General features: G+C 34.5%; 25 protein-coding genes, 1 pseudogene and 2 riboswitches. Of the genes and pseudogenes, 8 read left to right on the top strand and 18 right to left on the bottom strand.

Annotation, left to right across the window (positions count from 1 at the left end):
* Positions 1 to 2: 2 nt before the first annotated feature.
* Positions 3 to 940: pseudogene (locus ACX5JI_RS02135) on the top strand (HTH domain-containing protein); the annotation flags it as partial.
* A 338-nt stretch (positions 941 to 1278) separates the two neighbouring features.
* On the opposite strand, the gene ACX5JI_RS02130 reads toward ACX5JI_RS02135, so the two are convergent.
* The 3 genes from ACX5JI_RS02130 to ACX5JI_RS02120 all read right to left on the bottom strand — a co-directional run bounded on the left by ACX5JI_RS02130 (position 1279) and on the right by ACX5JI_RS02120 (position 3306).
* Positions 1279 to 2055, bottom strand: coding sequence for an AAA family ATPase (locus tag ACX5JI_RS02130; protein ID WP_459499453.1), 777 nt, complete (start codon positions 2053 to 2055; stop codon positions 1279 to 1281).
* Positions 2056 to 2821: 766 nt separating this feature from the next.
* Positions 2822 to 2986, bottom strand: coding sequence for a hypothetical protein (locus tag ACX5JI_RS02125; protein WP_459499452.1), 165 nt, complete (start codon positions 2984 to 2986; stop codon positions 2822 to 2824).
* 59 nt (positions 2987 to 3045) lie between these two features.
* Positions 3046 to 3306 carry a hypothetical protein gene (locus ACX5JI_RS02120; RefSeq protein WP_459499450.1) on the bottom strand — a complete coding sequence of 87 codons (261 nt, stop codon included), beginning with the start codon at positions 3304 to 3306 and terminating at the stop codon, positions 3046 to 3048.
* A gap of 120 nt (positions 3307 to 3426) precedes the next feature.
* Between ACX5JI_RS02120 and ACX5JI_RS02115 the strand changes: the two genes are divergently transcribed.
* The gene (locus ACX5JI_RS02115) at positions 3427 to 3801 is read left to right on the top strand and encodes a hypothetical protein (RefSeq protein ID WP_459499449.1); all 375 of its coding nucleotides are present in this window, start codon (positions 3427 to 3429) and stop codon (positions 3799 to 3801) included.
* Between the two features lie 334 nt (positions 3802 to 4135).
* Here the strand turns inward: ACX5JI_RS02115 and ACX5JI_RS02110 are convergent, their stop codons facing one another.
* Positions 4136 to 4657 carry a DUF3967 domain-containing protein gene (locus ACX5JI_RS02110; protein ID WP_459499447.1) on the bottom strand — a complete coding sequence of 174 codons (522 nt, stop codon included), beginning with the start codon at positions 4655 to 4657 and terminating at the stop codon, positions 4136 to 4138.
* A 1079-nt stretch (positions 4658 to 5736) separates the two neighbouring features.
* Here ACX5JI_RS02110 and ACX5JI_RS02105 point away from each other — a divergent pair.
* Positions 5737 to 5988: a hypothetical protein gene (locus ACX5JI_RS02105; protein WP_459499446.1), complete on the top strand. Its 252-nt coding sequence runs from the start codon at positions 5737 to 5739 to the stop codon at positions 5986 to 5988.
* A gap of 163 nt (positions 5989 to 6151) precedes the next feature.
* Here ACX5JI_RS02105 and ACX5JI_RS02100 read toward each other — a convergent pair whose 3' ends face one another.
* Positions 6152 to 6367, bottom strand: coding sequence for a DUF3912 family protein (locus tag ACX5JI_RS02100; RefSeq protein WP_459499445.1), 216 nt, complete (start codon positions 6365 to 6367; stop codon positions 6152 to 6154).
* Between the two features lie 251 nt (positions 6368 to 6618).
* Between ACX5JI_RS02100 and ACX5JI_RS02095 the strand changes: the two genes are divergently transcribed.
* On the top strand, positions 6619 to 6930 hold the full coding sequence (locus ACX5JI_RS02095) for a hypothetical protein (RefSeq protein ID WP_459499444.1): 312 nt from the start codon (positions 6619 to 6621) through the stop codon (positions 6928 to 6930).
* Positions 6931 to 6965: 35 nt separating this feature from the next.
* Here the strand turns inward: ACX5JI_RS02095 and ACX5JI_RS02090 are convergent, their stop codons facing one another.
* From ACX5JI_RS02090 to ACX5JI_RS02060, 6 genes are all read right to left on the bottom strand, one after another.
* Complete coding sequence (locus ACX5JI_RS02090; RefSeq protein WP_459499443.1) at positions 6966 to 7457, bottom strand: hypothetical protein; 492 nt, start codon at positions 7455 to 7457, stop codon at positions 6966 to 6968.
* 13 nt (positions 7458 to 7470) lie between these two features.
* Positions 7471 to 8448, bottom strand: coding sequence for an HD domain-containing protein (locus ACX5JI_RS02085; RefSeq protein ID WP_459499442.1), 978 nt, complete (start codon positions 8446 to 8448; stop codon positions 7471 to 7473).
* 3 nt (positions 8449 to 8451) lie between these two features.
* Complete coding sequence (locus ACX5JI_RS02080) at positions 8452 to 8829, bottom strand: nucleoside 2-deoxyribosyltransferase (RefSeq protein WP_459499441.1); 378 nt, start codon at positions 8827 to 8829, stop codon at positions 8452 to 8454.
* Between the two features lie 105 nt (positions 8830 to 8934).
* A complete protein-coding gene (locus ACX5JI_RS02075) occupies positions 8935 to 9174 on the bottom strand; it encodes a DUF3966 domain-containing protein (RefSeq protein ID WP_459499440.1) in 240 nt (79 codons plus the stop codon).
* Positions 9175 to 9284: 110 nt separating this feature from the next.
* Positions 9285 to 10343 (bottom strand): undecaprenyldiphospho-muramoylpentapeptide beta-N-acetylglucosaminyltransferase, encoded by a 1059-nt coding sequence (gene murG / locus ACX5JI_RS02070; protein ID WP_459499439.1) that lies wholly within the window; start codon positions 10341 to 10343, stop codon positions 9285 to 9287.
* Between the two features lie 253 nt (positions 10344 to 10596).
* On the bottom strand, positions 10597 to 12429 hold the full coding sequence (locus ACX5JI_RS02060; protein WP_459499438.1) for a bifunctional homocysteine S-methyltransferase/methylenetetrahydrofolate reductase: 1833 nt from the start codon (positions 12427 to 12429) through the stop codon (positions 10597 to 10599).
* A gap of 68 nt (positions 12430 to 12497) precedes the next feature.
* Positions 12498 to 12608: riboswitch (SAM riboswitch) on the bottom strand.
* 202 nt (positions 12609 to 12810) lie between these two features.
* A riboswitch (SAM riboswitch) is annotated at positions 12811 to 12923 on the top strand.
* A 69-nt stretch (positions 12924 to 12992) separates the two neighbouring features.
* Here ACX5JI_RS02060 and ACX5JI_RS02055 point away from each other — a divergent pair.
* The 3 genes from ACX5JI_RS02055 to ACX5JI_RS02045 all read left to right on the top strand — a co-directional run bounded on the left by ACX5JI_RS02055 (position 12993) and on the right by ACX5JI_RS02045 (position 16096).
* Entirely contained in the window at positions 12993 to 14105 is a 1113-nt protein-coding gene (locus ACX5JI_RS02055; RefSeq protein WP_459499436.1) for a methionine biosynthesis PLP-dependent protein, read from the top strand.
* Positions 14102 to 15265, top strand: coding sequence for a cystathionine beta-lyase (metC, locus tag ACX5JI_RS02050; protein WP_459499435.1), 1164 nt, complete (start codon positions 14102 to 14104; stop codon positions 15263 to 15265). The genes ACX5JI_RS02055 and metC overlap by 4 nt, the downstream gene beginning before the upstream one ends.
* A gap of 540 nt (positions 15266 to 15805) precedes the next feature.
* Entirely contained in the window at positions 15806 to 16096 is a 291-nt protein-coding gene (locus ACX5JI_RS02045) for an ArsR/SmtB family transcription factor (protein ID WP_000894376.1), read from the top strand.
* Positions 16097 to 16243: 147 nt separating this feature from the next.
* Here ACX5JI_RS02045 and ACX5JI_RS02040 read toward each other — a convergent pair whose 3' ends face one another.
* On the bottom strand, positions 16244 to 17356 hold the full coding sequence (locus tag ACX5JI_RS02040; protein ID WP_459499434.1) for a class I SAM-dependent methyltransferase: 1113 nt from the start codon (positions 17354 to 17356) through the stop codon (positions 16244 to 16246).
* 8 nt (positions 17357 to 17364) lie between these two features.
* Entirely contained in the window at positions 17365 to 17994 is a 630-nt protein-coding gene (locus ACX5JI_RS02035) for an MBL fold metallo-hydrolase (RefSeq protein WP_459499433.1), read from the bottom strand.
* A 171-nt stretch (positions 17995 to 18165) separates the two neighbouring features.
* Between ACX5JI_RS02035 and ACX5JI_RS02030 the strand changes: the two genes are divergently transcribed.
* Positions 18166 to 18339, top strand: coding sequence for a DUF2759 domain-containing protein (locus ACX5JI_RS02030; protein WP_459499432.1), 174 nt, complete (start codon positions 18166 to 18168; stop codon positions 18337 to 18339).
* 134 nt (positions 18340 to 18473) lie between these two features.
* Here ACX5JI_RS02030 and glcK read toward each other — a convergent pair whose 3' ends face one another.
* From glcK to ACX5JI_RS02005, 5 genes are all read right to left on the bottom strand, one after another.
* Positions 18474 to 19454 (bottom strand): glucokinase, encoded by a 981-nt coding sequence (glcK, locus tag ACX5JI_RS02025; RefSeq protein ID WP_459499430.1) that lies wholly within the window; start codon positions 19452 to 19454, stop codon positions 18474 to 18476.
* Between the two features lie 20 nt (positions 19455 to 19474).
* Positions 19475 to 19675, bottom strand: a complete 201-nt coding sequence (locus tag ACX5JI_RS02020; protein WP_016116335.1) for a YqgQ family protein — start codon at positions 19673 to 19675, stop codon at positions 19475 to 19477.
* 116 nt (positions 19676 to 19791) lie between these two features.
* Positions 19792 to 20355: a 5-formyltetrahydrofolate cyclo-ligase gene (locus tag ACX5JI_RS02015; protein WP_459499429.1), complete on the bottom strand. Its 564-nt coding sequence runs from the start codon at positions 20353 to 20355 to the stop codon at positions 19792 to 19794.
* 136 nt (positions 20356 to 20491) lie between these two features.
* Positions 20492 to 20641, bottom strand: a complete 150-nt coding sequence (gene rpmG / locus ACX5JI_RS02010) for a 50S ribosomal protein L33 (protein WP_001265618.1) — start codon at positions 20639 to 20641, stop codon at positions 20492 to 20494.
* Positions 20642 to 20711: 70 nt separating this feature from the next.
* On the bottom strand, positions 20712 to 23066 hold the full coding sequence (locus tag ACX5JI_RS02005) for a sugar phosphate nucleotidyltransferase (protein ID WP_459499428.1): 2355 nt from the start codon (positions 23064 to 23066) through the stop codon (positions 20712 to 20714).
* Positions 23067 to 23199 lie beyond the last annotated feature (133 nt).

The raw sequence follows: 23199 nt of genomic DNA, 5'->3' as shown, positions 1-23199 counted from the left end.
AAATGACAAAAAAGATATTTACAGAAAAAGAAATTCAAATTCTATCAAGTAACCCATACGTAAAATCTGTAAGCGTGAAAGGTATCACTTATACAGATGAATTTAAGCTTATTTTTATTGAGGAAAATAAAAAAGGAAAGCTGCCTCGAAATATTTTTGAAGAATGTGGATTTGATATAGATGTGATTGGGATGAAACGTGTTACGTCGTCAAGAGATAGATGATGTGCCTCTTATAAGGAAAATGGCGTATTAGGATTACGTGATACACGTAAAGAAAAACCAGGGAAGTCTTTAGAGAGAGAACTTACTTTAGAGGAAAAGTATGCACGTTTAGAAGCTGAACGAAACTTACTCAAAGCTGAAAATGAACTGTTAAAAAAGATAAAACTTATGGAAAGGAGGATGAACAGGAATTAACGTTACGACCTAGTAAAAAATATATCTTGATTCGTTCTGTCATCGTAAAATATAGCCTAAGAAATATGGTGAGTTACTTATGTAAGATAGCTGGCGTTTCACGTTCTAGATATTATAACTATTTCTCTTTGAAAACTAGCGAACAACGAAAACAAAAGAATGATCGAGATGAAGTGGTAAAAGAAATCATTTTAAAGGCATTACGATTTAGAAAGCGGAATAAAGGGGCTCGTCAAATTAAAATGACATTGGCGGGTCAATTTCAAGTTGTCTACAATTTAAAGCGTATACGTAGAATTATGAAAAAATACGGGATTGTCTGTCCAATTCGCAAAGCAAATCCTTATAAAAGAATGATGAAAGCGACGAAAGAACATCGAGTTGTACCAAATCTATTAAATCGAGAATTCAAACAAAATATTCCCGGAAAGGCGCTTCTAACAGATATTACTTATTTAGTTTACGATAAGAATAAGAGGGCTTATTTGTCTACAATTCAGGACGGATCCACGAATGAAATCTCTGGTTCTTCAAAAGCAATTAATAATGGCCTTACATATTCTTTCTTTTTACGTTTAAGATTATTTTCTCTCATACTTCGATATCTTAACATAGCAAAAATTGAAGATCTGATAACACCAGCACCTTGATTATCTACACTAGTATTAACGTTACTTCCTAATTGAATATCAAATTTAGGTGTTATAACTTCATCTGGATTCGAAAGATTTGCTTGAGCAAGAAAAATTGTTTCAGGAAATACATCTCCAACCACTTTATTTAAACCAGATAACAATTGAGCACATTCACTTTCTTCATCCTTAGGATCTAACTCTTTAGCTAACTGTTCTAAATAATATTACGATTTTTCGAAGTTTTCAGAATAATACCTTACATCTTCAAATAAACTATTTAAAGTTGTTATTAAAGCACCTTTATTTCCTGAAAGTTCCTCAGTCTTAGCTTGATCTGGTATTAATAAGAATTTAGGTAATTTAGTTATTACATTTGCAGAAATTCCACCAGGATTTTCAAACCATATCTTTTCACTTTTATTACTATCAAATAACTCATCAGGAGCAAGATCTTCCAATTCTTTCAACATTTTATCTGTAACTTTTTGATTTCCACTTTTTCCATTAAAAAACTTCGTAGCATCTTCTTCACTCAAACCAGCATCTATGTAATCTTGAACTTTAACACAATCCATAAATTGAGATTTTAATTTAAGCTCAAACTGTTGCATCTCTATAACAGGAGACTGAGCATCTAACTTATACGTTTTACGGTATAATATACTTAATCCTGTTTCATTAAAATTTTCAAGAATATCATATTTAAATAAACGCTGTTTATTAAAACCTTTCCACTCTACAGATTCAAAAGGTACATTTCTAAATTCAGCAGTAAGAACAATTTTATCTGTTAACCGTTGATTTTCTTTATTTTCATTCAAAATACAAAAATAATTATGTTCTGAAATTTTCTTTTTATCTGTTAACAAATATTCTAAAGCTTTTAAGATAGAACTTTTTCCAACATTATTAGAACCTATCAAAAAAGTAGTATCTGAAAATAAAATTTCAGTCTTAGTATGCCTACGAAAACCTTCAATACAAATAGAATGTAACTTCATTATATTTCAAATCCCCTTTATCATTAGATAATTACACTTTATAAATTATACAGGAAAAATAAGGATTTCAAATATTGATAATCAATATTTTCAAAACATAAACTAATATTTAACAAATAACCAATGTAAACTTTTGAATATTAGTTTACTTTCAAATCCCCTTAATCATTTACTTCACACCGAATCCTCTGATATCCTCAAAATATATAACGAAAGTATACATTCAAAACACTATACATAAAGAGGTCGGAAATCTATATTTCGTATTCATGTAATCAAAAGGATGAAACTAGAACGATTTCAATGTCATTTATATGGTCAACTCTTGCGTTTATGTCTAGTCGCAAGCACAATCTATCAGATGCGAAGGCTTTTATGGAAGCAGCAAAGGAAAGAAATGAGCGAGTTTAAATGCGCTTATATGGTGCAAATCTATCTAAAAAAATACACACCACACTTTTTTGTACTTTCCAACATCCTGTTTCAGTGCTTTGCAGGCTCTTTCAAGATATCAGTAAGAATGGGAAAAAAGCGCGGCGGTACCGAAAAACAACGCCGTTTGAGATCCTAGGCTTAATAGAGATATCAACGGACCAGCTTCCAGCGGCTTCATAAAAATATGCACCAAGGGAAGTTCTATTTGAGTATGCCCAAAATACAGGATTTTATTCAAAGATTGTAAAAGTAATCTCTCTAATATCTTCAGAGGTTTGTTTAAAAATCTTAAATAATAACTTATTTGAAGAAAATTCCTCAATTAACTCTTTCATTTTTTTATTTCTTCTTTATCCCGACGATTAGCAATCATTATTGGGGACTTACTTTTAATACTAGATTTAATTTCAGTTAGCGGTAAATTTTTATATTTTTTTATTTTCATCAACAAACTACCTTTAACATCAGATTCAAGTACTACAGAATATGTAGCCAAACTTCATCCCTCCAAAATATTATTAAATTATCTTAAAACTCTTCAGGGTATGATGGTTTCTAAGGTTTGCCTGGTAAACTTCTTCTATAGGAACCTCCATGCCAACGCTTAAAATGTTCATTAGGGGTTGCTGGATATATAATTTCTCCTTTATTCGCCAAATGTGGGAACTTAAAGACAGAATAAGAATGATGCCCTGCAATAATCTTATCATTAAGTTTAGGGACTTTATCATTTAATATATCTTCTATTTGCTCCTTTGACCAATCACGTGTTGTAGGTTCACCATTCTCAATTCTAGATCTTTCCCGATCCCCCAAAATGATGTTTTCCACTTGAAAAAATATGTAATTTTACATATTTTTTATCTAATTGGTAAAATATTTTAATTGTGATATAATAATGTATAAATATAAAAATTAAAAAGAGGATGAAAGAAAATGAAAAAACTAGGAAAAACAATCTTATCAGGAATTATTTTATCAAGTGGACTTCTATTTGGCACATCTGATGCTTTTGCTATGGGGTCCAAAGGTCAGATTAACTTTAGAACAGATGCTAATGTCTACTCTAAAAGTGCTACAAGTATCGATGTAACTGGTTATGTACCTTATCCAAATAGTGTTGTTGAATTATATGGTAAAGATAATGGTGAATATGAACGTATTGAACTTTACCGTGCTGGTAATTTTAGCGTACATTTCAATACAAGAGGGCTTAAATCAGGTTTATATGATGTAAAGGTTGCATCAGATACTGGTGGTGTTCACCTAACAGGTGAATTAACAAATTACCTAAGAGTGAATATGAAGTAACAACTTACCTAAGTATGATAAATACTTGTATAATATAGTTTAATATATTGTGTAAGTACAAAAAAAGCAGAATTACTTGTAATGATTCTGCTTTTTTTGTGATCTAAAACATCGAGAAAATTATACGATTAGATTTATCGAAAATCAATTTGCAACATAATATATACAACGTTTTTATTGGATCTATTTTACTCTTAGCATACAGAGTATCGACTTAAATGTGTCTAAATTGTGTCATAACGTACAATTTTCTTTTTTTAACAAGGTGACTCCTATATATACTCTATACATATTAAGTCAGCATAACGTAACATTTTCATTATTAAATTCTAATTTATTTACCAAATAGACGACTCCAAATTGTTTTTTTCTGTTCTGAATCTGCTACTAGGCGCTTGCTATCTTGTATTTCTCTTAAGACTTGCATTAATTGAATATCCCTTTGGTCTTCTCTTACTATTCTTTGAGCATCAGTTTCCTGTAAAAGCTTACTTTGTTGATCCAATCTTTGAATTAACTCTAAATTAAGTTGTTCTAATCGTTCTATACGTTCTATTAATGCTTGTATGTGTTCTTTACCTGCTACGCTATCTGTAGCAACAGTTGCTATCTTATTTTCTGTAACACTTATCATTGCTAGATTTATATCCTGTTCTAGTGTTATGTTCTTCTTGTTCACAGCCGTTACTAGCCGTTCTATAGTTGCTACATCTTTATGATAAAAAATTCTAGAATTATTATTGCCGCGCTCGAAAGGATACCCGGCTTCCTCCAGGGCAAGGCAATATTTACGCAAAGTACTTGAGCCAATTTCTAAGTTCTTGGCTACCTCAGATCCCCAATAAGTTTGAGCCATATTTTTGTCCTCCCTCTGTTCTAAGCTGTTCTTCAGTTGCTATAAGGTGTTTTCCTTCTTTAAAAAGGTAACACCTTCTTTTTCAAATTTAAAGAAAATTTTTCAAAGTAAAACACTATAGCTCAACTACTTTTTATACGAAATTTTATACATTTTTTTGTACTAATACAGAACATTCATAAACCTGAAAAGCCCTAATATCCCCGGAATGTATAAAATACTGTATATCAATTTTGCATAGATAAAAACAAGAAAGCTAGAAAAGACAAAGATTACCGTAAAAATTTGCTGCCGATAATGTTGTTTTATGTGAACTAACATGTACAGAATACATATTACCTATATATGGTGAAGTTGTTTTATAAGGAGGATGTATATGGAAAAAGATACAGAATTAATTAAAGAGTTACGGGAATTAAATCAAAAAGTTTCTCATCTTGAAAAAATACTTGAAGAAACAAAATATTGAGACAATAAGAACAGCAAAAAGGATAGGACCTGTTCGTACCTTTACAGAGGCTGTAATATCTTTGCTATTTGGTCTGCTTATCGTTGGACCAGTTATAGTATTAGTTATAACAGCTGTTATGTATGCCTTTGCATGGATAGGACAAAAAATATAAAGCCTTCTTAAAAGATAAATTTTTTCTAGATTATTCAACTTTCGAGAACAAATTTTACGTCAACTAGCCCCTCTTCTGAGGGGCTAGTTTTTTTACAGTAGAAAAGATTTCACTTTTGGAAACTGTCTTAGCGTACAGCAAACACCTTAAAATATGTCCAAATTGCGTCTAAACGTACAATTTTCTTTTTTGATATGGTGACCCCATACCCATCAAGCTAATATTTTGAGCCCCCCATAACGAAAAGTTTACCTTTTCACAGTTATTTATGAAATTTCGGCTCATTTTTTTCGTTTTGGAGAACAATTAATTTCTTAAGTTGATGGATGTATAGCGATACCCCTATATGTAATTCAATATAACGAAGACTTTCTCAAAACGCTTACTTACACCAAATCTATTTTTTTACATATTATTTATTGAGGGAATCTATTTAACTAGAAAGGAAGTGATTCTATGCCCTTAAAAGAGCATTGTAACCATTGCAACGTTATACTTGTAACATTTAATCAAACAACTGGTGAAGTAATAGCGATTAGCCCTTCAATAGGTACCACTCCACCACCATGTGCGACAATTGGTATTTTCATTGAAAACATTATAGCGTGCTTACTAAGAAATGGTTATAAAATTGACGCTTTCTATCAGTCCAATTTCACCACAACTGGTGTTCCTACTGAAGAAACCTTTGTCTCTTCCAAATGTTAATGATGGAGAAAAACAAAAGAAAGAACTGTAACATATGAAGATGTTACAGTTCTTTCTTTTTACGGGTTCAATGCTTATCAAATATCCTTCTCATCATTATCTTATAGTACAACCGTTTTAACACCTAATAAGAATAAAAATTCCGTTCCATAGCCCGTCCCTTTTACAAATAGCCATTTTTCTCGCACCACTCATGAAATTGCCGCACATCCACCCCTACTAAAACAATATCTTTTAGTTCCACAACAACAATGTGATCATCAATAACAATGATGAAATTTGTTCCTTCCTGCTTTTCCTTTTGCTGTACAATTCCAATACGATTCCGATACGGTCCGTCTTTTATATATGCTTTCTGCCCTGTAATATCAAAATTCAATATCCTCACCTCTTTTACTGCGCTCAACTTTGAAATACTACCTTCTTTTCGGAAAGTTTCCTTTCATTGCACTATTTCTGTATATATATGATAAAAAAGTAAAAGAGTCCTTCCTTCATTACAATTATTTTTTCTTTGTTTCATTTTAATAAATTATATGTAAAAATTATGCAAATAAGGGGTTGGAAGCGCTTTCTAATTCTGTTTTCATGTTATAATATAAAAGTAAAACTTCGTAAAGAGGGAGAAAAATGGATATAACAATTATTACAAAAGTAATCAAAACATTAACATCATATGGATTCCAAAATGTAACATATTGCGAAAAAACAAAACAATTCTTATTTCATAACCAAACTGATATCATGAACGGCTATGCAGAAATAACATATAGCAACCAATTTGAAAAGTTTAATGTACAAATTCATCCGATTGAAACACACCATCAAGCAGAATTACAAGAAATTGAAAAACACATTCAATCTTGTATACGAAAAGTTAAGTATTTGAATGCATTTCTTGCAGGACAAAAGAAATTAACTGACAAAGCTATTATAACGTAAAAAAGAACGTGAGCATCTACACGTTCTTTTTTACATTATTGTATATTCATCTTCTCTTTTAATGACAAACTCGTCACAGACTCTAATGCATCCATTGCTTCTCCAATGGTCATATCAAAAACTGTCTTATCTTCTACATATGGGAACTGTCTAAAACGTTTTTCAAGCATTTTTACTGCATCCGATGTGAATACTGCACTCTCTATATCAAACTCTGTTTCCAGAAGAACAATCCAATCTAAAATGTGAAATCCTAACCCATTTACAAATGAAATGAGCTTTTCTTCAGGCTGTGAAGATAGAAATACATAGTGCTCCATTTCACTAAAAAGTTCTTCTCCTAAAATTCCTGCTAATTCCTCATCGTGTTCACGCTCTACAATTTCTTCATAACCGTAATCATCAACAAGTTCTTCTACTTCTTCCCCGTCCAAACAAAGTAACTGACTACGCAGTGCACCTTTTTTAAATTCACTTTTCTGTACAACTTCTAAAAAACTCGTTTCCCATCCTTGTTCTAATTTCATATTTATAACTCCTTTATGCCTTATTTATTTTCAAATATATATTTTGATTAAATGCCTTCCTCGCTTTTTGATTACACAACTTAACATGTTCAGATAAACTAGACGCCTTATATATTTTACCATTCCTATAGACAGGCGGATCAATTAAACGTTCTTTCCCACCTGAGTATGAAATATCGTACTCTTGATCATTTTCTTCTACTAATACATTTGGATGCAAAGTAGCCAATCGCCTCGTTATTTCTTCATCTTGGCTACTTTTTAATTTTCGTAGCAGTGTCTCATCATCGGTCAAAAAATCTGAAACATCTATCAATTTTCTTTCTAATGCTACTTGCAACACATTCGTTAATACATGATAACTATACGAGCCTAACGGATGTAAAAAGAAATCCAATGTTTCTTTATAATATACTTCTGTAAACCATTCTGCTGCCTCTATCGTACGAAGACAGATTTGTTTTTTATGAACAATTAATTGCTTTAAAAATATAAGAACTTCTTGTTTTGAAATCATTCCATAAGTATATAAATCACGAAGTGTATAATCTATACGATCCGCACACAAGGCCGGTAATGGTTGTTCCAACAACATCCATTGTTCCCAGTTTTGCAGTATTTTAGAATCATGTCCATACTTTTGTAAAATAAGAGGAATATCCGAGTTTTCAATAACTGTATCAAAAATATATTCATGATAGTCTTCATCTTTTTTATGTAATACACGATCTACAACGTGCGAAAAAGCAGTATGTGATACATCGTGAAGTAATGCTGCAATTTGCTCCGCTTCACTCCCGCCAAGCATTTTTACCAGCAGCATAACTCCAATTGAATGTTCATAACGTGTTACATTCCACTCTGGTTTTACAAGAAAGCTCGCTCCAACTTGGTGAACCTTCTTCAACCTTTGCATAGCTTCTGTTTGTAATAACTCTTCTAATACACCATCTATTTCAAAATCCCCGTATATCGAATCATAAATCTGCATGTTCTACGCCTCTCCTTTATTCGTGACGTATGAAATAAACCGATCCACATCTCCTTGAAAAATACCCACTTCTGGTAAATGATAAAACGTTGTTTGCAGCGGATTATTTTCATGATACAGATGGATTTCCTTTTCTAAAGCAATTGCCATACCAAGCTCTATATGACTACCATTTCCGCCATCTAGTAAAAGTAAGAAAACATCCGCTAATTGAATTGCCTGTCTTTCTGCTTGACCAATCTTCTGCAGCTGTTCTCTATTTGTCGCTCTTTCATTTTGAGTCCAATCATATGTATGATGCCATCCCATTTCTTTCAGTTTACTCGCTACAAATTGAACAAGATTTTTATTTTGAAAACTTGATGCGATATAAAAATTCATCTTAATTAACTCCTTATTTATATACATCTAAAGAGAAACTCCTTTTTAGCGTTACTACTAATGATAGAGAAGCATTTCGCCAAAAGAAATCCCCACCTTCAAAACTTATTTTGCGTTTACGTGGTGGGGGATCTCATGATTTTCTCTTATTTTTTGTTTTTTATCACTTTCATCGACTAACATTTCTAATTCAGCTGTTATTTCCGATTTTTCTAAGTTTCGTTCTTGTGCAAATTTTCTTGAAATGTAAACAATAACACTACCAACATACAAGACAAAACATATAATTAGAGCAGTATTTTCATAGATACTTAGCTCCAAAACAGTCACTCCTAATCCATTCATATTTTCACGCTCAAAGAACTGGAATTTCTCTATTAAATCTCTGTTATTGTACCATAAATACAGTAATTCTTCGAACCTTTCCTTCTACTACAAAAGGCATGATTTTTTAATCATGCTTCCATAATATATTTTACAATAGTCTGCACGGCTTCTTTCCCACTATATTTTTTAAATCCTTTTTTATACTCCGCACAATTACGATCGAGCTCTTCTACACACTCTATAAGGGATGGTGCTGTGATATTTTCTTCATATAAAACCGATGCATATCCTTGTCTTTCAAACGATTGTGCATTTAAGATTTGATCTCCACGGCTTGAAGCTTTCGGTAATGGAATTAAAATCATGGGCTTTTGCAATGTTAAAAATTCAAAAATCGCATTTGATCCAGCACGTGAGATGACAAAATCCGTTGCTCCTAATACATCTGGTAATTCGCCCTGTACATATTCAAACTGCCTATATCCTTCCAGACCTTGTAATTTCCCATCTAGATTCCCTTTCCCGCATAGGTGAACAACTTGATACTTTTTAAGGAGCTGTGGCAATGCTTCTCGTACTGTTTCATTAATCTTCTTTGCACCTAAACTTCCTCCCATAACCGTGATAACTGGTTTTCTAGTATGGAACTTAAGAAATTGCAGTCCTTTCTCACGTTTTCCACGTAACACTTCTTCCCTTACAGGTGAACCTGTATAAACCACCTTCTCTTTTGGCAGATGCTGTGCCGCTTCTTCAAACGTGATAAATATTTTGGAAGCAAAGCGAAGTGCAATTTTATTTGCTAGCCCTGGCGTCATATCAGACTCATGTAAAAAAACCGGAACACGATTCAGCCAGCCAGCAATTACTACTGGGACAGATACAAAGCCACCCTTTGAAAAAATAACATCTGGTTTTAATTTTCGTATTCGCGTATAAGCATCCAGCACACCTTTCATAACAAGGAAAGGATCTTTTATATTTTTCAAATCAAAATAACGACGCAACTTTCCGCTCGCTATACTATAGTACGGAATTCCTTCATTCTCTATAATCGTTTTTTCAATCCCTTGATGAGAACCAATATAAGAAATATCCCATCCCTTTTCTTGCAGATGTGGAATAATTGCTAAGTTAGGTGTTACATGACCTGCGGACCCGCCGCCTGTAAAGACTATTCTTTTCATATGTCTCCCCCTTCTACACTATAGTACACTAAAATATCGTGCTTCGGGGTGAGCAAATACCATTGCCGTTACGATGCTTCTGGCTCCATCATAAAGTGAAACTTTAATCAGTGGGGTGGCTTCATCCCCCACTGATTATTAGCCCTCACCAATCGGGATTTTACGGGCATCCTGACTCCCACCTAACTTCTTTACTGTCGCTGAATTAAGCGAAATAGCATTTCATGTTGCACTCTCATTTTTATCGCTTTCATCATTTAATTCCCTCTTTTACTTCTTGCTTTACTCTTACATACTTAACAAGATTTTCTGTAATTTCATAGTTCAAAAATGGTGTAATGAGATAGATGCCATTAAAATATTTCATCGCCGCATCAATTAACTCTTGTGAAATACGAATACCTTCTGTAATTGCAGCCTCCTTGGTTTCATGACCATCCATTCGATTTCTTACTTCCTCTGGCAATGTAATACCTGGCACCTCAAAATGAAGAAAATCAGCATTACGTTTACTTACTAAAGGCATAATCCCAATAAAAATTGGTTGTTCCAAATGCTTTGTTGCTTCATAAACTTCTTCAATTAAGGCTACATCGTAAATGGGTTGTGTTAAAAAATACTCTGCACCAGCTGCAATTTTTCTTTCCATCCTTTTCACTGCTGCTTTTAAATGTCTCACGTGCGGATTAAAAGCGCCCCCAACAGAAAACCTTGTCGCCGGGCCAATTGTTTTCCCTAAAATAGAACGACCATCATTCATTTCTTTAATCATTTTAATTAGTTCAATAGAAGACAAATCATATACAGACGTCGCTCCAGGAAAATCCCCTACTCTTGCCGGGTCACCTGTTAAAGCTAACACTTCCTCCATCCCTAAAGCTGATAAACCAAGTAAATGAGATTGCAATCCAATAACATTATGGTCACGACATGTTAAGTGCGTCAGCACTGGAATATCATGTTTTGTTAATAACGCTCCCATTGCCATATTAGAAATGCGCGGAGATGCTAATGAGTTATCTGCTAACGTAATGGCATCTGCACCTGCTCGTTTTAGTACTCTAGCTCCTTCAAAAAAACGTTGTGTATCCAATGTTTTTGGGGGATCTAATTCAACAACAACTGTTGTCCGCTTCTTCGCTTTCTCTGCAAGAGTAACAGGTGTACTCTTACGTTTTGCTTGTGTGTGGATCACTTCTTTTCTTTGAACAATTTGTTTTTCTGTAACAGGTGTTACATTCTCAATCGCACGCTTCATCCCTTCAATATGTGCCGGCGTTGTACCACAACAACCCCCTAATAAACGAATACCTTGTTCAATAAATTTTGGTGTCATCGCTTCAAAATAAGCAGGGCTACCTTCATATACATACCGCCCTTCTACATAATTCGGAAGACCTGCATTTGGATAAGCTGATAAATAACCATTTTTAGGAATAGATATCATTTTGAAAGCTTCCGTCATATGAAGCGGTCCTAATTGACAATTTAGTCCAACTACATTAGCACCGTAATCTAAAATTTGTGTTACGATTTCATTTACATCATTGCCATTTTGCGTTGTTCCTGCTTCATGAAGTGCTAACTGTGCAACAATTGGAATATCTGTTTGTTTTCGCAATACTTTCACCGCATGTAACAATTCGAATTCATCATAAAATGTTTCTAACAATAATCCATCAACTTTTTCTTCTAATAATGCCTCTGCCTGCTCAAGTAGCATAAATTCTCGTTCCATATCAGTCGTTGTAACAGCTCCGATGTGCTTCATCCCACCAATCGTCCCTAAAATAGCGTTTCGCTCTGTAACAGCCGCTTTTGCAAGCTTAACCGCAGCTTTATTAATTTGGACCACCTGATTTTCTAAACCATACATGCGCAATTTCGCTTCATTGGCACCATACGTATTTGTTTGAATAACATCTGCTCCAGCAGCTACATATTGTTTATGAATCGATATAATAAGATCTGGATCGGATACGTTTAATTCTTCAAAACTACTTTGCAAACCATGAGAATGTAATAATGTTCCGATTGCACCATCACCGATAACAATTCCTTTTGATAATAAGTCTAGTAATTTCACCCTTCTCCCTCTTTTCTATCAATATAAAAACCCCTCTTCACCTGAAGAGGGGGACATGAGTAATCCTCCTCTTATCATGCAAAACAAATTGTTTTGCAGGTATTAGCACCGTTTCAAACATTTCGTTTGAAGGTTGCCGGGTTTCACAGGGCCTTTCCCTCCACCGCTCTTAATAAGAGTTTATCTTTATTAGTAATCTATGTTTTAAAAGGAAATACGTGTACTTTTTAACAATCTTTGTTAATTTTCTCATAAAGTTAGCATGAGAAAAAATAAAAGTCAATGGAATCAGGATAAAAATAAAAAATATTTAAAATAAAGTTGCAATTCAGTTATCTTTTGTTGTAAAGTTAAACTCATAATAAAATTTCATACAAACTATTCTTATCTAGAGAGGTAGAGGGACTGGCCCTGTGACACCTCAGCAACCATTAACACGTTCGTTAATAAGGTGCTAATTCCAGCAAATTGTGAACAAATTTGACAGATAAGAAGAAGACTATATTCGCATGAAAGCCTTCTTCTTAGAAGGCTTTTTTATTTTTATCAAGGAGGAATCTCACATGTCAACAATTGAAACAAAACTAGCTCAAATCGGAAACCGAAGCGAAACTACAACAGGAACTGTTAACCCCCCTGTTTATTTTTCAACGGCTTATCGGCATGAAGGAATTGGAAAATCAACAGGTTTTGATTATTCACGAACAGGTAACCCAACACGTGGTCTGTTAGAACATGCAATTGCTGATTTAGAAGAAGGGGAACAAGGTTATGCCTGTAGTTCTGGAATGGCAGCTGTTCTTCTTGTTCTTTCTTTATTCCGCTCTGGAGATGAACTTATCGTATCAGAAGACTTATACGGGGGAACCTATCGCTTATTTTCAGAACATGAGGAAAAATGGAATATTCGATGTAGATACGTAGATACACAATCTATTAAACAAATAGAACAAGCCATCACTTCTCAAACAAAGGCTATTTTCATAGAAACACCGACCAATCCATTAATGCAAGTAACAGATCTTGCAGCTGTCTCGGCCGTTGCAAAACGACATGGAGTCCTACTTATTGTAGATAATACTTTCTACACTCCTTATATACAACAACCATTGACAGAAGGGGCAGATATTGTCCTTCATAGCGCCACAAAATATTTAGGCGGTCATAATGATGTATTAAGCGGCCTTGTCGTTGCAAAAGGTCAAACACTTTGTGAAAAACTTGCCCACTATCATAATGCTTCTGGCGTTGTATTAAGTCCCTTCGATTCTTGGTTATTAATTCGCGGTATGAAAACATTGGCGCTCCGTATGAAACAACATGAAGAAAACGCAAAGAAAATCGTGTCTTATTTAAGGGAAGAAGACGGTGTAACCGATGTTTTTTATCCAGGACGAGGCGGCATGATTTCATTTCGTCTCCGCGATGAAAAATGGATAAATCCTTTCTTACAATCTTTATCATTAATTACATTTGCCGAAAGTCTTGGCGGGGTTGAGAGTTTAATGACCTATCCAGCAACACAAACACATGCAGATATTCCAGAAGCTGTGCGTACAGCGCGCGGGGTATGTAATCGCCTACTCCGTTTCTCCGTTGGCATTGAAGATGGTGATGATTTAATTCAAGACTTAAAGCAAGCTATTAAACATGTAAAAGAAGGTGTAAGAATATGAGTTATTCAATAGATACACTCTTACTTCATAACCAATATAAACATGATTCACAAACAGGAGCTGTTAACGTTCCTATTTATAATACATCAACATTCCATCAATTTGATGTAGATACCTTTGGAAAATACGACTACAGTCGCTCTGGGAATCCAACACGTGAAGCACTTGAAAACATAATTGCTTTATTAGAAGAGGGAACAAAAGGATTTGCCTTTTCATCTGGAATCGCAGCGATTTCTACTGCATTTCTCCTTCTTTCACAAGGCGATCATGTTCTCATTTCAGAAGATGTATACGGTGGAACGTATCGGATTGTGACAGAAGTCCTCTCTCGTTACGGTGTTTCACATACATTCGTCGATATGACGAATGTAGAGAAAGTAAAACAAAACATTAGACCGAATACAAAAGTATTTTACATTGAAACACCATCCAATCCATTATTAAAAGTAACCGACATTCGTGCTGTTTGTGCATTAGCAAAATCTGCTGGGGCTCTCACTTTTGTTGATAACACATTTTTAACACCATTGTTCCAAAAACCACTTGAACTCGGAGCCGATGTTGTACTTCATAGCGCAACAAAATTTATTGCTGGTCACAGTGATGTTACAGCTGGATTGGCAGTTGTAAAAAATGAGGAACTCGCTCAAAAACTAGGTTTCTTACAAAATGCCTTTGGCGCTATATTAGGGCCACAAGATTGTTCTCTCGTTCTTCGCGGCCTGAAAACATTGCATGTACGTCTTGAACACTCAGCAAGAAATGCAAACACAATTGCTCACTTTTTACAAAAACATTCAAAAATTCAAAATGTGTATTATCCTGGATTACAGTCACATCTCGGCTATGACATACAACAAGTACAATCCAAATCCGCTGGTGCTGTACTATCTTTCGAGCTACAATCCGAAGAAGCTTTACGACAATTTTTATCTCAAGTTAAACTCCCCGTATTTGCAGTAAGTTTAGGAGCTGTAGAATCTATCCTTTCTTATCCTGCAAAAATGTCACATGCAGCATTATCACAAGATGCACGTGATGAAAGAGGTATTTCTAATTCATTGCTCCGTTTATCAGTTGGCCTTGAAAATGTAGATGATTTAATTGCCGATTTTGAAAATGCTCTTTCTTATGTCGAAGAACCTGTGAATGCATAAGGAATTTTTATTCAACATTGAAATAAAAAAAGGATAGACCAAGCAAATCACATCTACTTGGTCTATCCTTTTTTATTTACTATTATGATACTGATTACAAATTAAGGTGATTTCTTTTCTAATATCAATAACTAACTCAGCATCAGATTCTTTGGCCAATCGTATCACATCATCACCACTGATCGTTTTTAAGTAAATAGCTAGGAAAATGAAAATGTTGTATAAAGTTATGTTATCCCTTCCGTCCAAAATTTGCATTCGATATAAGAGTATAAAATCCTTTTTCTTATTATTTCAAAAATTTTGTATATTCATTTGAAAGAACAAAAAATTCATGATAAAATCGTGTTATAAATGTATCTGTATCTTCAAACATCGTGTTACAAAACGTACAAATTAAACGATTTTATTTACATCACGTTCTCTTTTCTTACAATTTCTTTACTTTAGAACATTTTTTCTGCAACAACTATTTTCTTTTCTTTAGATTTTTGGTATGTATAGTATGGGTATAACAGCTCGCATGGAGGTGGAAAGAACATGTTAGAAACCTTTCAAAAGGAATTGGAACTATACGAGAATAATGCAGAATTATTGAAAGTTCTTGCTCACCCTGTTCGTTTATGTATTGTAAAAGGCTTAATCGAACGCGGTCCAAGCAATGTTTCAACAATGTACACAGGATTAAATATGCCACAATCCACAATTTCACAGCATTTAGCAAAATTAAAAAGTGCTAAAATTGTTTCTAGTGAAAGAAAAGGTTTGGAAATTTATTACAAAGTAGAAAATGAAACAATTATTCAACTTGTTCGTGTATTACTAGGTTAGGGATAGCCAAGAAAAAAGGGCGTATTCTATATTTCCCATCTCATATCTTTAATATAAATATATATCATGAGAGAAAATATACAATACTACATATCCTAAAGTCGTATAAAAAAACAAGACGCAGAATGATTCTGTGTCTTGTTTTTTCTATATATGAAAGTAACGCTTTACATCCAAATGTGACATTCCTTTTTTTTGTATAACAACATCAAATGCGTCACTCATCCCTCCATGTAAAACCATAGAGCGGATTGCCCTGTTTTGTTTCTGTTTCTCAGAAAAAGGATTGGAATCGTGATGACTAGTAAGTTGTTCTAATATACCCGCTGCAAGTAAAAACTCCCTTTGTTTTGTATGCCACACTGTATGAAGACCACCGTCTTCGCCTACTTTCTTCAATGCATCCCAATGAATATGTGTTGTTATATCCATTTCTCCTGGATACGCTAGCGGATTTCGAATGAGCCTATGGTTATAATACCCTCTTAAACTTCCTTCATGATGCGCAGGATGCATAAACGTAGCCATTGTATACCCATAATCAACTGTAATAAATAACCCTTCCTCGAGCCATCCTGCAACTTCTTGTACATATGTTTCCATTCGTATTGGCACTTCAAATCGCTGCCCCTCAGAAAGCTGAATATGATACTTTCGGAGGTAGCTATTTACCCGTTCTCCTATCGGCCTTACTATTTCGGCAAGCTTTCCTTCAGCGTTATACGTAATCCGTACTTCGTACAACATACCATCTCGGTTCTCCACTACTTCAACGGGAAATGCATCAAACAATTCATTTGCAAAAACAATTCCTGTAAAAGACTCTCCTAACTGCTCATAAGATGAATACTGTGAAACATTCGAAAATGAACCAAGTTGTTGCTTTTGTACTTTTCGATGGAACGGACTCACTTCAATGATAGAATACCGTAATGCCGTAAAAGTTTTTGGAGAAAGCTGTTTCCACTCTTGTAAAACAGCATAAGCAAATTTCCCTGTTCCCCCGCCAATTTCACAAATGTGTGGGGAAATTTCTCCATTTTCAATCAAACGAATAAAAAAGTGAGCAAACGTCCTTGCAAATACAGAGGCAACATTACTACTCGTGAAAAAATCACCTTTTCTTCCGATTTTCTCATGTTCTTTCATATAATAGCCGCAATCTTCATCATACAGTGCAAGGTTCATATATGTACTATATGAAATCGAATAATCCTTTTCTTTCTCCATCCATTTTCTTAAAACGAACTCCATCCCCATATAACCCCTTATTGTAAAAATGGATTATTTTCTTTTTCGAAGCCGATATTTGTTTCTGGACCGTGTCCACATAATACCGCTGTGTCATCTGGCAGTACAAATAATTTTTCTTCAATGCTCCCAATTAATTCTGCAAAACTTCCGCCTGGTAAATCCGTTCGACCAATACTCATTTGGAATAATACATCTCCTGAAAATACCGCATTTGCCTCTTTACAATAATATGAAATACTACCTGGAGAGTGCCCTGGTGTTTCAAACATTTCAAATGTGAAAGAGCCAATTATTAAATTCCCTTCTCCTTCAATCATTTGATCGGCAGGTTTTGCTGTAATGCTACGATTCATCATAAAAATTTGTGAACCATTTACAGTCGCATCTCCTAACCAATCTGCTTCCTCTTTATGTACATACACTGGGATATGAAAAGCCTCCCTCACTTCATCGACTGCACCAATATGATCAAAATGAGCATGTGTTAATAAAACTGCAAGCGGCTTTAATTGTTCCGCTTGTAAATATGCTACAAGTTTCTCTCCTTCACTACCTGGGTCAAAAATAATACATTCTTTTTGATTGTTACTTAAAATATATGCATTTGTTTGTAATGGCCCTAACGGCATTTGTATCCATTTCATCTTTTAATCTCCTCCAAGTTATTGAACTTACTTTTATGATACAACATTTCCTTCCCTTAGGAAAAGAAGCGATGCTCTCTCGACAATCATTTCTAAAACATGTACAATATAAAAGAGGAAATATTGCAAAAACTCAAACGAAAGAATGAGAGAGCAGAGGGGGATCATAATATGGGTCTTGTTATTATTTTTACGCTAGTCACCCTGTTAGCTGTATTCGCAACCCTTAGAACGTTACGTGAAAAAAATCTACTTGCAGGCGGTTTCGCTGTTGCAACTGTACTTGTTTTCGGATGGTTTACATTCATGACTGTCCTAAATAGCGGGTATCCACCAACTCATTAATTCACTTATAGTTCTATTCTCCATCAAGATTTTGCATAAAAAGAGGAGGGGAATTTTCCCTTCCTCTTCTCATTATCATACAAATATCAGTTGTCTCACCTTAATTTCGATTCGTCCTCACTGATTCTATCTTTTCATTTCATAACTTCATACTTATGCTTCTTCACAAGCCAAGCTCCGCCAATTACCCCTGCATCGTTACCAAGCGTTGCAATCGCAAGCTTCGTGCTCTTAACAGCACGTGAAAATGCATACTGTTCAAAATAGCGCTGAATTGGTTGTAACAGTGCATCACCAGCTTTAGATACACCACCGCCAATTACAATTTTCTCTGGATTTAACGTACTAGCAAGATTTGCCACAGCTAACCCTAAATAAGAAGCAACTTTTTCTACAACTTGTTCCGCTAAAGCATCACCTTGTTCAAGTGCTGCAAATACATCTTTCGATGTAATACGCCCTTCTTCCTCTAACATAGAACGAAGTACACTTGGCTCATCTGTATTTTGTAATTTTTGCATAGCAACACGTACGATACCTGTTGCTGAAGCTACTGTTTCTAAACATCCAGACTTCCCACAGTTACAAGGAAATGCATTTTCTGTTACAACTGTAATATGTCCGATTTCACCAGCAGCGCCGCTTACACCGTGTACGATTTCGCCGTTCGTAATGACACCGCCGCCAACGCCTGTTCCAAGTGTCATACAAACAAGATCTTTCGCTCCCTCACCAGCACCTTTCCACATTTCACCTAGTGCTGCTAAATTTGCATCATTATCAATCACAACAGGCAATCCTGTTTCTACTTCTAATAAGTCTTTTAGCGGATATTTTTCCCATCCTAAGTTAACTGCTTCATAAATCATTCCAGAAGCTACATGTACAGGACCTGGAGCACCCATACCAATACCAATTAACTTACTTTTTAATTCTCCTAGTTCTTCTAACTTTTTATCAATTGCTTTCGCTACATCTAATGTAATATGTTTGCCCTGCTCACTTGTATTCGTTGGGATTTCCCACTTATGTAAAATTTCACCGTACACATTAATAAATGCTAATTTAATCGTCGTCCCACCAAGGTCAACGCCAACTAACCACTTTTCTTCCATTTTTGCTAACCTACCTTCGTCTAATTCTTACTCATCTCTTTTTGAATCTCTTGCTTTAATAGAAATAACGCTGTTTGATAGTCTTTTGGCTCAATCAGCTGTGATTGATTTAATTCACGCAATTCATCTTGCATTAACTGCAAATCAGCGATTCGATCACCTGTGTAAATAATTGTTCCAAATTTTTTTAGCAATTGTTGAATATCATAAATTGATATCATTTTATCACCCTCTATGTCCACTTATTATGGAAATATAATAAGAAAACGTTCACATATTTCATTATAATCAACAAGAAAAAGTCCCGTCAATTTTTATTTGTCTATACAAGATCATTTTAAACAATTATTTCTTTTTCTGTAATAATTGTTTGTACATTTTGATCAAACGGTTCTGTCGGAATATAATCTATAATTTGAAAATCAAAAGCTAATGATAGCGTTTTCTTTTTATATTCTAGAAGATAACGATCATAATAACCGCCGCCGTATCCAATCCGTTCTCCTCGTCTTGTATATGCAACTCCAGGTACAAAAAGAAGATCCATTTCGTTTGTCTCTACTTCTTTTGTTAACGCCGGAATGGGTTCACGCAAACTCATGTATACTGTTTCTAACTGTTCAAAATTTGTAATTTCACGAAAAGTCATTGTTCTTGTCTCTCGATTACATTTTGGTACAGTAACTTTCTTTCCTTCTCGCCATGCTTGTTCGATGATTGCATATGTATTGACTTCATGTTCCATCGAAAGAGTAATCCCGATTGTTTCCGCTTCTCTCCACTCTTGTTGTTTATATAAAGAAAACACGATTTGTTCTGATAAAGTTTTGTGCTGCTCTTTTGATAAAGAATTCATTTTTTCTACTATTTTCTTACGTAAACGTACTTTCTCCTCTTTCACACGCTTCCCCCCATAAAATTGATCTTTAATCATAAAAATGAATTACGTTCTTATGAACAGTTTATCATTTTTTTCATATGTCATCACTTTTAAATAGGGTTACAAAAAAAGAAACAGTAGGAAATATTCCTACTGCTTACTTTGTTTCACGGTGTAACGTAGACTTCTTGTCACGCTTGCAATACTTTTTAAGCTCAAGGCGCTCCGTGTTGTTACGTTTGTTTTTCTTTGAGATATAGTTACGATCTCCGCATTCTGTACATGCTAGAGTAATATTCACACGCATTCTTATTTCCCTCCAGTCACTAATAACTTAAATCAGACTATACTATAATACCACTTTTAAAATAAAAATTCTACACCTTTTGATATTGTCTAATTTTTTCTATAAGATTTTTCATATTTTCCTTTGCTATTACTGGATTTCTCGCATGTGAATATACAAGGAATTTTGGTTTTTTTGCATCAGAAACAATATAAGACCACTCTTTTTCTGTATGTTTAAATTGAATTCCCTCTAAGATTTCAACCTCTCTTTTCTCCATATCTTTCAATAACATTCCCATTACTTTCCCTTTCTCTTTCCAAGAGCAAACAACTTCATTACATAATAAATAAAGAGGAGCTGATTCTTCTAACATTAGCGATAAAGTATTTCCTTTTCGAGCAATTAGTTCAAATAATTTTCCAATTCGATATAAACTATCTTGCTTCCATCTCATCTGAAACCGATTTTGTTCACCGTACATATAAAAAAGAAGATAGCACTCACCTAATTTTAGCGCTAATGGATGTACACTTTCGGATGTCTCAAGTAATAAATTAGGTACATCGAGTTCTTCACAATTTACACTCCGGTAAATCCCACCATGATTATCATATAATTCAAACTCACTTCCTTGTTCATAAAACATAAAAGCCATATGAGCTCTACTTGATTTCATTAACCATTTAACATGTTCTTTTTGCTCACCAGCATAAATCCATGTAATTGTACAACCTAATTTTTGCAAGAAGGGGATGAGCAGGGACTGAAACATTTCATCCCTTTTATTAATAAGGAGATGAAATGTTTGCTTTTGTATCGCTTCGATATCCAAAAATGCTAAGATAGATTCAACATATTTTTCTAAACAAACATGTACGATTTCATTTCGTCCTATTTCTTTATCATATACATAATGAAATGCTTCTGACGTATACAAGTGTTCGAGTTCTTTTTGTTGTTTATATGATAATTGTATCCCTTCTTTACCATAGAGCCGCATGACAATTCCTTCTTTTGGTTCAAAGTGGATGAAAACACCTCCGGCACATCCGAGTTCATTCATTGCATACCGAAAAGCCGAATCGTTCATTTCTTGACACTCCATCGTATACAAGCCCACCCCATGAATAGCATGTAAAAATAACTTTTTAAAAATATTAACTTCTATACCTTCATACCCTCCGAACAATATGCGCTCTCCTTTCGAAAACAGAGAACCATATGCCATTGCTACTTTTACAACAAATTGAGGCGTCATTTCTATATTAGCTCTACCTACTACCCTACTTTTTTGTAACCAACCTGCACTTTTTTCATTTTCCGTAATTCCTGAAGAAGCAACAATCGAATGACTATCAACAACTTTACCCGACCAAAGTTTTCCATTTTGCTGTATCACTGTATTATTTCCAATCTGACAATGATCTGCTACCACGCTTTTCTCAAATAAAGTAACATCATCTTGAATCATTGTATTTTCCCCAACAGTAGCTTCTAATAACTCACAGCGTTTTCCGACATACGTATGGGCAAGAAGAATACTTTTTTGAAAATGCGTATAATCCGATACAGTACAATGTTTACCGATAATTGAATAGGGCTCAATTGTTACTCCCGATCCAATCGTTGCTCCTTCTCCGATGAAAGATGGTCCATGCATTTTCGTTCCCTTTTCGATCGTTACTCCGTCTCCCATCCAAACCATCGGTAGTACTTCCGTATAAGAAATCGGTATCTGTACTTTCTTTGTAAGTAAATCAAACTGAGCCTGTCGATATTGTTCTAATGTGCCAATATCTAACCAGTAACCTTCTGCTTCATATCCAAAGAGCATTTTTTTATTTTCTAACTGAGGAAATACATGCTGACTCAAGTCAAAAAATTGCGCTGAGGAAATATAAGAAAAAATTTCGGGGTCCATCATATAAATCCCTGTATTTACAAGATTTGAAACCACTTCATTCCAACTCGGTTTCTCCATGTAACGTATAATTTCCTGCTCTTTATTCAGAACGACTGAACCAAATGACAGGGGATTTTCCACTTCCTTCACAAACATCGTGACTAGCCTATCCCTACACTTATGAAATTCCATTCCTTTTGATAAATTAAAATCCGTCAATGCATCCCCACTGATTACAACAAATGGCTCATCTAAAAACGATTCCGCTTGCTTAATGCTCCCTGCCGTACCAAGTGGTGGTGAATCTTCGAAGTAGTGTAACTTTACTCCCCATTTGCTCCCATCACCAAAATACTGCCTAATAGTATCACTCATATATTGAACTGTAATCGCAATCTCGTGAATACCATACTTCCTTAGTAACTCAATATTGTATTCCATAACTGGTTTTTCAAGTAACGGTAACATTGGCTTTGGAAGATTACATGTTAACGGTCTAAGACGTCTGCCTTTCCCTCCAGCTAAAATAACCCCCTTCATATACATTCAGCCTCCACTTTTATAATGTTGAACGACTTTGTATACCATATGTATGTCACTTATGTAAAATTAATCTTTTCGCTCTGTTCAAATCGTAAGCGCTTACTTTATAATTTAATAAGAGAAAAACGAA

The sequence above is a fragment of the Bacillus sp. C1 genome, assembly GCF_054570475.1.
Note: the sequence above shows the minus strand (reverse complement) of the source record. Positions and strands in the feature narration are given on the sequence as shown.

What these genes read in the sequence shown, in the direction of transcription:
- ACX5JI_RS02075 (WP_459499440.1), bottom strand. Translation starts at nt 9,174, where the DNA reads ATGAATGGATTAGGAGTGACTGTTTTGGAGCTAAGTATCTATGAAAAT.
- ACX5JI_RS02130 (WP_459499453.1), bottom strand. Translation starts at nt 2,055, where the DNA reads ATGAAGTTACATTCTATTTGTATTGAAGGTTTTCGTAGGCATACTAAG.
- ACX5JI_RS02035 (WP_459499433.1), bottom strand. Translation starts at nt 17,994, where the DNA reads ATGAAATGGATACAAATGCCGTTAGGGCCATTACAAACAAATGCATAT.
- ACX5JI_RS02005 (WP_459499428.1), bottom strand. Translation starts at nt 23,066, where the DNA reads ATGAAGGGGGTTATTTTAGCTGGAGGGAAAGGCAGACGTCTTAGACCG.
- rpmG (WP_001265618.1), bottom strand. Translation starts at nt 20,641, where the DNA reads ATGCGTGTGAATATTACTCTAGCATGTACAGAATGCGGAGATCGTAAC.
- murG (WP_459499439.1), bottom strand. Translation starts at nt 10,343, where the DNA reads ATGAAAAGAATAGTCTTTACAGGCGGCGGGTCCGCAGGTCATGTAACA.
- ACX5JI_RS02055 (WP_459499436.1), top strand. Translation starts at nt 12,993, where the DNA reads ATGTCAACAATTGAAACAAAACTAGCTCAAATCGGAAACCGAAGCGAA.
- ACX5JI_RS02030 (WP_459499432.1), top strand. Translation starts at nt 18,166, where the DNA reads ATGGGTCTTGTTATTATTTTTACGCTAGTCACCCTGTTAGCTGTATTC.
- ACX5JI_RS02105 (WP_459499446.1), top strand. Translation starts at nt 5,737, where the DNA reads ATGCCCTTAAAAGAGCATTGTAACCATTGCAACGTTATACTTGTAACA.
- ACX5JI_RS02020 (WP_016116335.1), bottom strand. Translation starts at nt 19,675, where the DNA reads ATGATATCAATTTATGATATTCAACAATTGCTAAAAAAATTTGGAACA.
- ACX5JI_RS02115 (WP_459499449.1), top strand. Translation starts at nt 3,427, where the DNA reads ATGAAAAAACTAGGAAAAACAATCTTATCAGGAATTATTTTATCAAGT.
- ACX5JI_RS02095 (WP_459499444.1), top strand. Translation starts at nt 6,619, where the DNA reads ATGGATATAACAATTATTACAAAAGTAATCAAAACATTAACATCATAT.
- ACX5JI_RS02110 (WP_459499447.1), bottom strand. Translation starts at nt 4,657, where the DNA reads ATGGCTCAAACTTATTGGGGATCTGAGGTAGCCAAGAACTTAGAAATT.
- glcK (WP_459499430.1), bottom strand. Translation starts at nt 19,454, where the DNA reads ATGGAAGAAAAGTGGTTAGTTGGCGTTGACCTTGGTGGGACGACGATT.
- ACX5JI_RS02040 (WP_459499434.1), bottom strand. Translation starts at nt 17,356, where the DNA reads ATGGGGATGGAGTTCGTTTTAAGAAAATGGATGGAGAAAGAAAAGGAT.
- ACX5JI_RS02080 (WP_459499441.1), bottom strand. Translation starts at nt 8,829, where the DNA reads ATGAATTTTTATATCGCATCAAGTTTTCAAAATAAAAATCTTGTTCAA.
- metC (WP_459499435.1), top strand. Translation starts at nt 14,102, where the DNA reads ATGAGTTATTCAATAGATACACTCTTACTTCATAACCAATATAAACAT.
- ACX5JI_RS02045 (WP_000894376.1), top strand. Translation starts at nt 15,806, where the DNA reads ATGTTAGAAACCTTTCAAAAGGAATTGGAACTATACGAGAATAATGCA.
- ACX5JI_RS02090 (WP_459499443.1), bottom strand. Translation starts at nt 7,457, where the DNA reads ATGAAATTAGAACAAGGATGGGAAACGAGTTTTTTAGAAGTTGTACAG.
- ACX5JI_RS02085 (WP_459499442.1), bottom strand. Translation starts at nt 8,448, where the DNA reads ATGCAGATTTATGATTCGATATACGGGGATTTTGAAATAGATGGTGTA.